14 protein-coding genes are annotated in these 13,935 nt (G+C 35.6%); 3 read left to right on the plus strand and 11 right to left on the minus strand.

Translation table 11 applies throughout. The annotated features are described in order from the left end of the window. Position 1 precedes the first annotated feature (1 nt). From celB to TX86_RS15285, 6 genes are all read right to left on the minus strand, one after another. Positions 2-1,300 (minus strand): PTS cellobiose transporter subunit IIC, encoded by a 1,299-nt coding sequence (celB, locus tag TX86_RS15265; RefSeq protein WP_042349709.1) that lies wholly within the window; start codon positions 1,298-1,300, stop codon positions 2-4. Between the two features lie 45 nt (positions 1,301-1,345). Beyond that, positions 1,346-1,648, minus strand: a complete 303-nt coding sequence (locus tag TX86_RS15270) for a PTS sugar transporter subunit IIB (RefSeq protein WP_042349711.1) — start codon at positions 1,646-1,648, stop codon at positions 1,346-1,348. 333 nt (positions 1,649-1,981) lie between these two features. Next, entirely contained in the window at positions 1,982-2,911 is a 930-nt protein-coding gene (locus TX86_RS15275) for a LacI family DNA-binding transcriptional regulator (RefSeq protein ID WP_042349712.1), read from the minus strand. Between the two features lie 355 nt (positions 2,912-3,266). Further along, entirely contained in the window at positions 3,267-3,437 is a 171-nt protein-coding gene (locus tag TX86_RS26335) for a FeoB-associated Cys-rich membrane protein (protein ID WP_439096794.1), read from the minus strand. Between the two features lie 10 nt (positions 3,438-3,447). Further along, positions 3,448-5,424: a ferrous iron transport protein B gene (gene feoB, locus TX86_RS15280; RefSeq protein ID WP_042349713.1), complete on the minus strand. Its 1,977-nt coding sequence runs from the start codon at positions 5,422-5,424 to the stop codon at positions 3,448-3,450. After that, positions 5,421-5,648, minus strand: coding sequence for a FeoA family protein (locus TX86_RS15285; RefSeq protein ID WP_042349714.1), 228 nt, complete (start codon positions 5,646-5,648; stop codon positions 5,421-5,423). The genes feoB and TX86_RS15285 overlap by 4 nt, the downstream gene beginning before the upstream one ends. A gap of 372 nt (positions 5,649-6,020) precedes the next feature. On the opposite strand from TX86_RS15285, the gene TX86_RS15290 reads away from it, so the two are divergent. After that, on the plus strand, positions 6,021-6,323 hold the full coding sequence (locus tag TX86_RS15290; protein ID WP_042350531.1) for an ArsR/SmtB family transcription factor: 303 nt from the start codon (positions 6,021-6,023) through the stop codon (positions 6,321-6,323). Here the strand turns inward: TX86_RS15290 and TX86_RS15295 are convergent. From TX86_RS15295 to glpK, 3 genes are all read right to left on the minus strand, one after another. After that, complete coding sequence (locus tag TX86_RS15295) at positions 6,320-7,243, minus strand: cation diffusion facilitator family transporter (RefSeq protein WP_042349716.1); 924 nt, start codon at positions 7,241-7,243, stop codon at positions 6,320-6,322. The genes TX86_RS15290 and TX86_RS15295 overlap by 4 nt on opposite strands. A gap of 120 nt (positions 7,244-7,363) precedes the next feature. Beyond that, entirely contained in the window at positions 7,364-9,031 is a 1,668-nt protein-coding gene (locus tag TX86_RS15300; RefSeq protein WP_042349717.1) for a glycerol-3-phosphate dehydrogenase/oxidase, read from the minus strand. Positions 9,032-9,113: 82 nt separating this feature from the next. Further along, positions 9,114-10,604, minus strand: a complete 1,491-nt coding sequence (gene glpK / locus TX86_RS15305; protein WP_042349718.1) for a glycerol kinase GlpK — start codon at positions 10,602-10,604, stop codon at positions 9,114-9,116. Between the two features lie 217 nt (positions 10,605-10,821). On the opposite strand from glpK, the gene TX86_RS15310 reads away from it, so the two are divergent. Then, positions 10,822-11,190: a hypothetical protein gene (locus tag TX86_RS15310; protein ID WP_042349720.1), complete on the plus strand. Its 369-nt coding sequence runs from the start codon at positions 10,822-10,824 to the stop codon at positions 11,188-11,190. Beyond that, entirely contained in the window at positions 11,133-11,957 is an 825-nt protein-coding gene (yidC, locus tag TX86_RS15315) for a membrane protein insertase YidC (RefSeq protein WP_042349721.1), read from the plus strand. The genes TX86_RS15310 and yidC overlap by 58 nt, the downstream gene beginning before the upstream one ends. Before the next feature lie 417 nt (positions 11,958-12,374). On the opposite strand, the gene TX86_RS15320 is transcribed toward yidC, so the two are convergent. After that, positions 12,375-12,890: a hypothetical protein gene (locus tag TX86_RS15320; RefSeq protein WP_042350533.1), complete on the minus strand. Its 516-nt coding sequence runs from the start codon at positions 12,888-12,890 to the stop codon at positions 12,375-12,377. Between the two features lie 133 nt (positions 12,891-13,023). Next, a complete protein-coding gene (locus tag TX86_RS15325) occupies positions 13,024-13,833 on the minus strand; it encodes a MerR family transcriptional regulator (protein ID WP_042349722.1) in 810 nt (269 codons plus the stop codon). Positions 13,834-13,935: the final 102 nt, after the last annotated feature.

Here is a 13,935-nt window from a genome sequence, read left to right on the forward strand (position 1 = left end):
ACTACTGTTGTTGTGCTTCTTCAGATGCTTTTTGAGCTTTTAGTGCTTCGATATCTTGTACTTTGATGAATGGGATATAAATTAATACAGCCAGCATAAAGTTGAATAATTGTAATGCAATAGCTTGCCATGCACCGCCAGATGCTAACCAACCACTAATGATTGGTGGTACTGACCAAGGTACTAAAGCGACTGTTTTCGGAACAAGTCCCATTGTCATCGCAAAGTAAGTAGTACATGTTAAAACGATTGGAATTAACACGAATGGAATAACAAGAATTGGGTTTAATACAATCGGAACACCGAATAATACAGGCTCGTTAATATTGAATACACCTGCTGGTGCTGTAAGACGTCCAATACTTCTGTACTGAGCACTTTTTGCTACTAAGAAAATCGCTAAAATTAATGCTAACGTTGCTCCTGCGCCACCTAAATGTACGTATACATCGAAGAATGGCTTTGTGATGATTGCTAATTGATCACTGAATGCCGAAGCACCATCTTTAAACATTTCAATGTTTTTCTCGATAGATGGTAAGTAAATCGTTTCCATGATTGGTCCAATAATGTTTGTACCATGTAAACCAAAGAACCATAATAAGTGAATTAATAAAGAGATAATTATAGCTGATGGTAATGTGTTTGATAGCCCTTGAAGTGGTTGCTGAATACTTTCAAAAATAATTACATGTAATGAAGTTCCTGCTCTTGAGAACAATAGGAATGCCATTCCAAACACGATGAATACTACTGTTGCTGGTAATAATGCCGCGAATGAACGAGCAACCGCAGTTGGTACGCCATTTGGCATTTTAATTGTAAAGTTCTTTTGAATTAAGAAACGGAAAATTTCCGTTGCTAAGATTGCTACGATTAATGATACGAATAACCCTTGAGCACCCGTCCAAGCGAAGTCAATTCCGCCTTCTTTTACAGTAACTGGACTCATAATAATCAGTGCACCAAATGTAATTAATGCAGCTGATAAGCCGTCAACTGCATATGATTTAGCTAAGTTATAACTAACACCAATGGCAACTAATAATGATAGGATGGCGAATGTACCCTTCCATACGTTTCCTCCCAAGTCAGTCCAACCTGCACCAAATATATTTGTCATCAAATCTTGGTACCAATCAAAAGGTAAGTTATTTAGAAGTGTTGCAAACGATCCTAAAATGATAAGAGGCATGATAGCTACGAAACCATCACGGACTGCTACTAAATGTCTTTGACTACCGATTTTTCCCGCAACTGGTACAAAGTACTTCTCTAGAAATTGTATAATACCGTTCATCTTCTCATCTCCTTCTTGAACCCTTTCTTAAGAAAGGGTTATAGATTATTTTTTCATGTTTAAAGCTTGTTGTAATACTGCTTCCCCGTTCATTGCACCGTAGTTCATCATGTCGATTACTTCTACTGGAATACCTTTTGGAGCAGCTACTGCTTCAATTTTTGATTTTAAGAAACGAACTTGTGGTCCTAATAAGATTACGTCACTTTTATCTACTTCAGCTTGTAAAGAAGCTTCAGGAATTGCCCAAATTGTAGCTTCGATTCCTTTTGCTTGAGCTGATTCTTGCATTTTAGTTACTAACATACTTGTAGACATACCTGCCGAACAAACTAACATGATATTCATATATTTCATCCTCCAAAGATTCATTTGTTAACGTTTACATTTGTATCGTACAATAATTTCTCTATCGAGTAAACGTTTTCTTGTTAATTTCACATCTTAGACACATTTAGATAGTTTTTCTTACATCTTTAAATCCTTAACAACGCGATTACAATCTTCATATATTGAAGATTCTAATATTTTATATTCGCATAAAAACCTTATCCCACCTACGTACATAACCTCTTAAATCAAAGTTTCGATTTATTGTTTGTATCATTTGACACAATTATACGCATAAGAAAAAAAACTCTCGCCAGAAGATGTAAACACCTCTGTCAAGAGTTTTTCCCACTATAATATATAAAATAAAATTTCTTCTACAGCTAAATTAACATCATAAGAATAAGTAATTAATTCTTTATCTTCTAACATAATAAAGGATGGGTCATTTCCAAGGGTTGCAATCGCAATATCTCTTGGAATACGAATTTTCTTTCGCCTTAACTCAGCAATAACCCCAATTGTAAAGTAAGGATGGAGGCATAGAATCGCCGTTGGCCGACTTGGTAAAGCAAGAAAACGTTTAACAGCTTTTCTGCCACTTTCTATTTCATAAGCACCTTCGTAAGTATAAGCTGAATCTAATACTTCTCCACCTGTATACATTCCTTTTACATACCCTACATATCTTTCAATTGCATTTGGATAAGATTTTGATCCATTGATTACACCAATTGTACGATGACCCTCAGCAATTAATTTAGAGGTAAGTCTGCATACAATTTCTTCTTCATCTTCAATCACTTGAGGAATTTCTATTTCTAAATTCTTTACTTTAGAATGAAGAGACACTACTTTTATTCCCTTTACTACTAATTCCGTCAAAAACTTCTCATTTTTTCCTACCCCAGCAATTACAATTCCATCTACTCGCTTCGCCTCTAATTGCTGTAACAATTCGAGTTCTTTCTTAACGCTATATTTAGATTCCGTTACTAATAAGTGGATATTTTCGGGTTGCAATTTTTGTTGAAGTAATTGAATCACTTCAACAAAATAAGGATCTCGTAAGTCTGGAACAACAACGCCAATTATATTTGTTTTTTGCTCTTTTAATCCTTTTGCTAATTGATTTGGTACATAATTTAATTGTTTCGCAGCATCCATTACTTTTGTGGCAATTTCAGGGCTTACATTTCCTTTGCCATTTAATACGCGAGAAACAGTTGCTATCGAGAATTTACTTACACGGGCCACATCCTTGATTGTTGGTTTCTTCATCTAAATTATTGACCCCTTTCTTTCATAAACCATCTATTATTTATTTCAATTATGTATGTTGTTAGTCAATCTTTCTATTCTAACATTAATACTATTTGCTTTGTATATAATTCATACTTTCGTCAACTTTAGATAAGCGCAAGCGCCCGTTTTGCGACTATAGATTGGAGCACTTCGAATGAAATAAAGGAAACACTATCGGTCCTTTTTGATTTAGTATTTACTTCTTGTATAATCCTCTAATCAAAAAGGAGACAAACGGTAGGTGTAAGGGTGGACACCATGAAATATTATACTTTCTTTCTTATAACAAAAGGCTGTCCAATTTTTCATTGGACAGCCTTTTATAAAAATATTATTGATGAATCGTTTTAGAAGGTGGTTCACAAACATTAGAAGAACAGTGCTTCTGTAAAGAACACGCCGCACATTTGCCCGCTTTTTGTTTCTTAATACTCTTTAATAATGTATAACCAGCATACCCGAAAATCACACAACCAATTAATACATTAATGAATATTGCCATCCCATTCACCTCAAATTAGTAAACTGCCCGCATAATAAATGATAAGCGCTACTATATACGCTACTACAAATGGATAGAGTGTTGCAAACAATGTCCACTTAACTGACTGTGTTTCACGTTTAATAGCCCCCACTGTCGCTAAACATGGCATATACAGAAGTACAAAAGCCATAAACGTATACGCACTTAGTGTAGTGAAATGTGAACCAATTGTTGTAGATAAAGCTCCTTCACTAACTCCATAAATAATAGCCATAGTAGATACTACAACTTCTTTAGCTAAGAAACCAGAAATGAGCGATGCACCAGCTTGCCATGTTCCAAAACCAAGAGGAGCGAATAATACACCAAAACCGCCACCAATCATCGCTAAAAAGCTGTCATCCATTTCTACATTCAATCCGTTAGGCCCTAAATATGATAGTAACCAAATAATAACCGAACCTGCGAAAATAATTGTACCAGCTTTTCTTAAAAAGCCTTTACCTTTTTCCCAAGTTGAACGCCAAAGCGTCTTAAATTGAGGAACATGATAAGCAGGTAATTCTACGAAAAATACTGTGCTTTCTTTTTTCAAGATAGTCATCGATAGTATCTTTGTTACAATAAGTGCAATAACAATACCAAGTATATATAAAGAAAAAACAACTAACGATTGATTCTCAGCAAAGAACACGGCACCAAACAATGCATAAACTGGTAATCTTGCTGAACAACTCATAAATGGAGCTACAAGTATAGTTAAAAGTCTTTCTTTTGGTTGCTCAATCGTTCTCGCAGCCATAACCCCTGGCACATTACATCCAAAACTAATAATCATTGGAATGAACGCTTTCCCATTCAAACCGAAAAACTCCATCAAGCGATCCATGACAACTGCAATACGTGCCATATAGCCGGAGTCTTCTAATAATGAAATGAAAAAGAATAAGACAAAAATTTGTGGAATAAAGACTAATACTCCACCTACTCCAGCAATGATACCATCACAAATTAAATCAATAATAAACGATGACGCACCAATGGATGTCAGACCTTGATTAACCGCATCAGTAAAGGTCCCTCCTATAAACCCATCTAATAAGTCAGATAATGGAGCACCAATCCAAGTAAATGTTGCTTGGAACATGAGATACATTAACCCTAAGAAAATAGGAATACCTAGAATCGGATGCGTTAAAATCTTATCGACATTTTCTGTCCATTGCCTCTCACCTTGATCTTGTACCATAACTTGTTCTTGTATTCTACTAATATATTTACTTCGCTCATCAGAAATAGCTGTATTCAGTGACTTACCAACTTCTTTTTCTAATTCCGAACGAATCGATTTCATTTGTTGGAAATTAGATGACTCATGAAAGTACTCATCCACTGCTTCATTTCCACATAAGAATTGAATAGCAATCCATCGCTTATGACCCTCAACGCCATCTAACAAAGACTCAATATTAGCAATACCTTTTTCTATTGATTCATTATAAGTTAATGTAAAGTTTTGTTGATGCCCTACAGCACCCTTTAAGGCTACATAAATACCTTCAAACCCTTTACCAGTACGAGCTACAATTGGTGTTACAGGCACGCCTAATAAGCTCTGTAATTTATCAATATCAATCGTAATACCTTTCTTCTTCGCCACATCCATCATGTTCAAACAAATGATAACAGGCTTTCCAAGTTCCAAAACCTCAACTGTTAACTGCATATTACGCTCGAAATTAGATGCATCTAATATATTTAAAATACCTTCCACTTGCTCTTCAAGCAAAAAGGTCGTTACAACGCTTTCATCTTTAGAGATAGGGTTAAGATCATAAATTCCAGGTAAATCTATAATTTCCTTATTTAACTTCTTTACCTGCCCTACCTTTTTTTCAACAGTTACCCCGCTCCAATTTCCTACATACTCATACGAATTGGTGAGCTTGTTAAACAGTGATGTTTTTCCTGTATTGGGGTTACCTATTAATGCAATTCTATTCATAGTTGCTCTACCTCTATGTTCATTAAGTCTTTTTTACGAAGACCCACTTTTTGCCCTTGGCACTCAAGAATGCATGCACCGGAAAACAGTCCCTTTTGCATTAGACAAACTTGGCAGCCTTCCTTAATTCCAAAGGAGTTTAACCTTTTATATAGAAGGTCATCAACTAGATTGAGATTCTTCACTTTAACTTTTTCTCCCAATTGAGCCGAATGTAATTTCATAAAATCTACCTTCTCCCTTTTGATTGATAACGATTATCACTCTAAATAAATAGTACCACCTTTTAGAATGTCAAACAATACGAACTGTATTTAATCTATCATTGTAGATTTTGTATTCACAAATTAGTCAAAACTAATCCTTCTTGTTCCACTACGAACATTCGAGAAAATTCTATTAATTTAGACAGAATATTTTTTATTTTATACCATTTCTCATGAATATTCTATTAATAATCTAATAACAATTAACTAACATCATATTTCTCACTACAAAATAAAAAACTGGGAAAAATACATCCCCAGTTTTGGTTTAAAAATATTTCAAGTATAATGTTAATAAGGAGGTTGAAGAACTTGAATCCAGACCATCAAATGATTTTTGAGAAAGAACTTGATGAAGAAACTCTTTTTCTTGTTACGCAAACATTTAAGGCCCTTTCTGATCCAACTCGCTTGCGTATTTTATATCTTTTATTTCAAGGTGAACATTCCGTTAATGAAATAGCAGAAAAATTATCACTTGTTCAATCGACTGTTTCACATCAATTACGATTTTTAAAAAATTTACGACTTGTCAAGTTCCGTCGAGAGGGAACAACTCTTTTCTATTCACATGACGATGAACATGTGATGAGCATTATTGCCCAAACAATCGACCACTCTAATCATCATTAATTACAAGTAAGTTGGGTGTTTGGGCAACCAACTTCTTCTCTTTCAATCTGAATCGTACTATGCTCGATATGAAAAGCATCTAATAGGAGCTTTTGTACTTGGCGTAGAACTTCATCATGATTGCCATTGTTCTCAATCTCCAAGTGGCACGATAACATAGGAAGTTCAGAAGTTATTGACCATATATGCAAATCATGTACTCCTATTACATGTGTTAATCGCTGTAGCTCTTCCTTTACTAAACTTGGATTGATAGCAGCTGGTGCACCTTCCATCAAGATATGAAAGGCATCTTTTGTTACTCTAATACCACTAATAATAATGAGAATCGCTACAATAATACTTGCTAATGGGTCTGCCCATCCCCATCCAAAGAAATAGATCAACACAGCGGCTGCAATAGCACCAACTGAGCCGAGCATATCACCTAGCACATGTAAATAAGCACTGCGAATATTTAAATTTTCTTCTTTATTACCGTTCATCAAAATAAATGCTGCTGCGATATTTACTAAAAGCCCAATTACCGAAATTAATAACATACCCATACTTTGAATTTCGGGTGGATGTTGAAAACGTTGAAATGCTTCATAAAAAATATAACCTGATATAAGAATTAACGTAATTCCGTTTAATGCCGCTGCAATAATTTCAAATCTTCGATAACCAAATGTCTTTTGTTGAGTTGCTTTTTTCTCACCAAGCAAAAGAGCAACTAGACTTAAACCAAGTGCAGCGGCATCGCTTAGCATATGACCTGCATCAGACAATAAAGCCAAACTATTTGTTAGAAAACCTCCAATTACCTCCACAAACATAAATGAGGCAATTAGAAAAAACGCTAACCGTAATGCTTTTTTATTGGATGAATGATGGTGATGATGATCGTGACTATGACTATGACCATGATGATGTCCCATAATTATTCCTCCTTTATATATGCTTATATGAGTATATGTACATATATATTATGTTATAGTTTTATCAGAAGTTCAAGTGTTTTAATTTTTATTTCTAAATCAAAAAAGATTGTCCCTTTTCTAGGACAATCTCTTTTTATTAGTATGTGTAGCACATTCAATTTCATCCTCTAACTCCTCTACATACCGTTTCCGTATATTTTCATTCCAGTTATATTTATCAGCCATATATTGAATGACTACCTCTTTCCACTTTTGTACCCACTTTATATGAAAGAGAAGTGCCCCTGTTCGTCGAAAGAAAAAATCAACAGGTGTAGCGATTCTCTCATGGTTAATTGCATAAGCAAGCTTTCCATATAATTCGTTGCTCATGCTATACTTTACAACCTCATGTTGATGATTCACTATTAACTGAAAAACTTGAGAAACATTTGAACCATAAACTCTTGTTAATTCGTGTGCCTCCCTTTCAGTAAACCCCATTTGTATACCTGCTTCTATATTTTCCTTCAGAAAAAGTATATAGCCTTGTGATCCACCGACATCTCCACCTGATATTGGGAAATCCACTGTTTGACATTCACTGAATAACTTATAGCGCTCTTTACAAAACTGTGAAGCTAAACCATCTACTACTATTTCAGCCATTCTACGATATCCTGTTAATTTTCCTCCTGCGATTGTGATTAATCCTGATGGCGATACCCAAACTTCATCTTTACGAGATATTTCAGACGGTTTCTTACCTATTTCATGAATAAGCGGACGGACTCCAGCCCAACTCGATTCAATATCGTTCAAAGTTAATTGGATACTTGGAAACATCGTATTAGTTGCGCTAATTAAATAGCTTAAATCTTCTAATGTCGCAACAGGGTTTATTTTTTCCTCGTTATAAAAAGTATCTGTTGTCCCAACGTACGTCTTGTGATTTCTAGGAATAGCAAAAATCATTCTGCCATCTTCAGTATCAAAATAAATCGCTTGTTTCAATGGAAATCGAGACTGATCAATGACAATATGAACACCCTTTGTTAATTGTAGTGTTTTGCCTAGCTTTGACTGGTCCATTTCACGTAGACGATCTCCCCAAGGACCTGTTGCATTCACAATTTTTTTTGCTTTTATTTCAAATATCTTTCCAGATAAAGAATCCTTTACCTTAACACCTACAATTCGCTTATTCTCATATAAGAACGCTTGAACTTGTAAATAATTCACACAATCAGCACCGTATTCAACTGCTTTCTTAATAACTTCAATTGTAAGCCGAGCGTCATCTGTACGATATTCCACATAAAGCCCACCACCCTTTAATCCTTCCTGCTTCAATAGTGGCTCCTTCTGTAATACTGCCTCTTTCGATAACATCTTTCTACGTTCTTTTTTATCAACATTTGCAAGAAAATCATATAACTTCAATCCTAATGACGTCGTGGTAGAACCGAATGTTCCCCCTTCAAAAAAGGGTAATATCATCCATTCAGGAGAGGTAATATGAGGACCATTCTCATAAACAATTGCACGTTCTTTTCCTACCTCCGCTACTACTTTCACATCTAAATTTTTTAAATATCGTAAGCCTCCATGAATTAGCTTTGTAGAACGACTAGAAGTACCTGAAGCAAAATCATGCATTTCACATAGCGCTACATTCATGCCTCTTGTTACAGCATCTAAAGCAATGCCTGCCCCTGTAATACCACCTCCAATGATTAGTACGTCATATTGCTTACTACTCATTTTCTGCAAATCACTGTCTCGGTTTAAATTTGTGAACGACATTGTTCCAAAGCCTCCAATATTTTAATGAAAAAAGACCACAAAATTACTTCTAACAAGCAATAATGTGGTCCTTACTAGTTCATTACTTAAATGCCATTGCTGCCGCAACAGCCTTCTGCCAGCCACGATATAATTCTTCTCGTTCAGCTTCTGATAAAGTAGCATGATATTCTTGATCTAATTGCCATTTCTCCGCAATACTTTCAATGCCATCCCAATACCCTACCGCAATACCTGCTAAATAAGCTGCTCCTAAAGCAGTTGTTTCATTTATAACAGGTCTTTCAACTGGGACACCTAGCATATCGCTTTGGAATCGCATTAAGAAATTATTTTTCACCGCTCCACCATCTACACGTAACTTCTTCAATGATATGCCAGAGTCTGCTTCCATCGCACTTAACACATCACGTGTTTGGTAAGCTAGCGATTCCAAAGTAGCTCTAACGAAATGCTCTTTCGATGTGCCACGCGTCAAGCCAAATATTGCCCCGCGAACCTCACTATCCCAGTAAGGTGTACCTAAACCAACGAATGCCGGAACAACATATACCCCTTCCGTAGACTCTACTCTACTTGCATACACTTCACTATCCTTTGAATCTTTCAGCATTCGTAATCCATCACGAAGCCACTGTATAGCAGAACCTGCAACAAAAATACTTCCTTCTAATGCATATTCCACTTTGCCGTTTATTCCCCAGGCAATAGTCGTTAGTAAGCCATTCTTTGATTTAACTGCTTTATCTCCGGTATTCATTAACATAAAGCAGCCTGTACCATACGTATTCTTTGCCATTCCATCTTCAAAACAAGCTTGCCCGAATAGCGCTGCTTGTTGATCGCCAGCAGCACCAGCAATTGGTACTTCTTGACCGAAGAAATGATGACTAACAGTTTTGCCATAGATTTCAGAAGACTGTCTTACTTCTGGTAGCATGCATGAAGGAATGTTTAATATCTCTAATAGCTCTTCATCCCATTTCAACTCATATATGTTATACATAAGTGTTCGAGCAGCATTCGAATAATCTGTTACATGTGCTTTTCCACCTGACAGTTTCCATATAAGCCAAGTATCAATTGTTCCAAATAACAAATCTCCTTTTTCCGCTCTTTCACGAGCACCATCAACATGATCTAAAATCCACTTTAACTTTGTTCCAGAGAAGTATGGGTCAATTAAAAGCCCTGTTTTTTCTCGAATAGTATCTTCGTATCCTTGCTCCTTTAATTCATTACAAATATCTTGTGTTTGTCTCGATTGCCAAACAATTGCATTATAAACAGGCATCCCTGTATGTTTATCCCATACAACAGTTGTCTCTCGCTGATTGGTGATACCGATACCTGCAATCTGTGCAGGCTGCACACCAGATTCTGTGAGAACGCTCGCAATAACTGCTAATATACTTCCCCAAATCTCCTGTGCATTATGCTCAACCCATCCAGGCTCAGGAAAATGTTGAGTGAACTCCCTTTGGGCTATATGTACAATATCCGCTTTCTTATTAAAAAGAATCGCTCTAGAACTAGTAGTACCTTGATCTAAAGATAGTATATATTTTTCCATATGCTAGTTCCCTCCATTTAATTATTCGCCTAATAAGAGTAGTATACTATTTTTATTCTAGGTCTCCTCGTAATAGTTTACTTTTCACAAAAATAGATTATTTTGTTTGTTATTCAACGTATGATAAAATATATTTAACAAAATAAATTAGCAAACGAAACTTTTTATATTCACATTCGTATCTATAAATACAAACAATTGAAAGGGGGGATACAGTATGCTTGAGTTTTTCGAGTTAAATGATTTAGCATCCTATTTAACATTTGCAAGTTTAATCGTTCAAGTAACAGCGACTTTTGGATTGTTTTACTTTTTACAGTTTCATTTCAAAAATCGCACACAAATTCAACCAACACTGTTAAAAAGTGAAGACAGCATTACAACTGAATCTAAGTGCTTGTACAATGTAGTCAATTCATTCGCTCATTGGCTAGCACTATGTGTAAGGCGTAAAGAATCTCCGGATGAAGATCCATCACATGTTCTTCTTAAAAACAAACTAGTTTTTACAAATCAAGGAGGACAAACATGGAAAATAAATCAAATAAAGCTGTATCCTTTGCCTTTAAAGGATTTCTTTTACTAATCGGAGTATTCGTTGTAAGTTCAATCTTTGGAGGCGGGCATGCTTTTGCTGCTTCTGGCGCAGATGCATCACCTGGATTTTTTCATCACTATTTTGTTTCACCATTAGCTTTTGTGTTAAACACAGTAGCTGGTTGGTTTCAAGGAAGCTATGGTATGTCAATCATTTTAGTAACACTGTTACTACGATTCCTATTGATGCCTTTCATGCTTAAATCAACTAAGCAACAAATGCAAATGAAAGACAAAATGGCTGTGATACAACCTGAAATGAAGGTTATTCAAGATAAAATGAAAAAAGCAACAAGCCAAGCAGATAAAGCGAAGTTACAACAAGAAATGATGCAACTTTATCAAAAGCATAATTTTAACCCACTAGCTTCATTCAGTGGCTGCTTACCGATTCTCATTCAAATGCCAATTTTAATGGGATTCTATTATGCAATTAAAAGTTCACCTGAAATGGCTACACATAGTTTCCTTTGGTTCAATCTAGGACAGCCAGATTACATTCTTGCAGCATTAGCAGCAGGTATCTACTTCTTACAAGCAAAGGTTTCATTGTCAAACGTACCAGAGGAACAACGTAAACAAATGGCTATCGTTAGTTATATGTCACCAATTATGATGGGATTCATTTCTCTATCTGCACCAGCAGCACTTCCATTGTACTGGACAGTTGGTGGATGCTTCCTAATGGTACAAACATTTGTGATTCGTAAACTTTATTACAAAAAACCAGCTGTACAAGAAGCGAAAACTTTATAATAAGAAAAACACAAGCGCTTGTTTTGTGACGTATAGATTGGAGCACTTCGACTGAGATAAAGTTAACACGAAAAGGCAGTAGCCTTTTCGTGTTGACTTATCGTAGGGAGATGTGCGAAATCTACTAATCCCTGGGCGCTGGAGATAGACACCATTCAAAATTATATACATTCTTATCATTTAAGAAAAAAGAGGTTGCCCTTTTCATAAGGGCAACCTCTTCTGCTAAGTAGGAGCGTAAAATACCAAGGATAATTTGGTCATCGACCTGTATTAGCATATAGTTGGTTATTGGTTACAAGTAAATTTGTAAGTGGTTATTGGTCATTGGTTTATCCAAATCCCCATCACAAAATTGTAAATTTATAAAAGTTTCTCCTACTTAGCCCCTTGAAGGGAGTCTCACCACTTCAAGGTTTAGAAATACTTCTCACTATCAAAATCCAATTCCACAGAATAATTCTTGCTATTAATTAAGTTCGACAAACGATTAGCTTGACGCTCGATTTCTAATGCTTTAATACGATACTCTTCTGGTTCGAAAGTAGCCATTTTTATAATCGTGAAATTATCATCGTATGAATATGGATATTCTTCCTTCGTAGCTTCTCCTAGTTCCTTGTATTTTCTCGCTTTTGCACGTAATTGCGCTGCTAACTCTATTGCTTCTACTATCGCTAAGCTCTCATTATTATATTGAATTTCATTTTCTATATTGGCTTTATACATTAACTTGTCCAACAAGCGAAAATCATAACGAATTTCTTCTAATTCCGTTTCTACTTGAATAAGAGTACGCGCTTGCTTTGGAAGCTTCTTACCTTTCTCCACTTCCACAAAACCTACACGATTCATTTCAAACTCAAGCTCATGAATACGTTTATTCAATACACTCTTTAATTTCACTGCTTCTGCAAGAGAAAGTTTAATCACAATATCATCTCCCATGAAATACATCTCGTTCAATCACATATACATTTATTATATATAAACCATCATATATGTCCAAAAGAATAGATATCAAAACAAGACAAGCCGACAAAATTTGTCGGCTTGTTCAATATTATTATTTCTGTACAATCGGAATTTGTAACTCTGTTAACCACTCATCTACATTGTCTTTATTCCAAATCCCATCAATATAAGATTCTCTTGGATGATCGCAAACCTCGTAATTGTTTTCTTCCGCCCATTTGAAAGCAAATGAATATGTTTCTCCAAGAGTATCATATGCTCCTTTATGCAATATACAAAGTGCAGTTGGCACCGCTGGGATAGTCTTGAAAGTTAAAATATCAGTATTAGGTTTCATTTCAGTAACCGCTTCACAAATTTCAACATCGATATTCGTTTCGCGATACTCACCATCATGATAGACGTTGAAGCAATATTCAGGTACTGCACAAACACAGCCTACTCTCTTCATTTCTTTTCCCATTACCTCAGGACAAAGAGTATTAAGAGCCTCATAATTCGGAATGACTTGTCTCATAGATGCTACAATAACCTCTGGTAGTTCTTTAATGATTGGGTTATACATCATTTTTTCTCCTCTCATTAAGTTAAGATAACTACGAATTAGTAATAGCTTCTCTTCTTCTGCTTTAATACTGTTCAGCACATCCTGTTCCTTCAGCTTCAAAAACAAATCAATTGCATCAGGATTCTGAAATGCCTCTTTAACTTGTTGAAGCGATAGCCCCATTCGTTTTAAAGCGAGAATTTGATGAAGCTTAGGTAACTGATGCGTAGTATAGTAACGATAGCCGGTCATATCAACCACATACTCTGGCTTAAGTAAACCAATTTCATCGTAATGTCTTAACGTTTTAGTTGTAATTTTATTAATCTTTGAAAATACTCCTATTGAATACATCAATTTTCACCTGCGCCTGTGATTTGATAACTTAAGTTTATAGTTTGCCCTACGGGTAAAGTCAACCGAGACATAAAAAAAACTTATCGATTATTTTCAACG

Origin of the sequence: Bacillus massiliigorillae (genome assembly GCF_000380245.2) — a bacterium.
GTDB lineage: Bacteria > Bacillota > Bacilli > Bacillales > DSM-1321 > Bacillus_AD > Bacillus_AD massiliigorillae.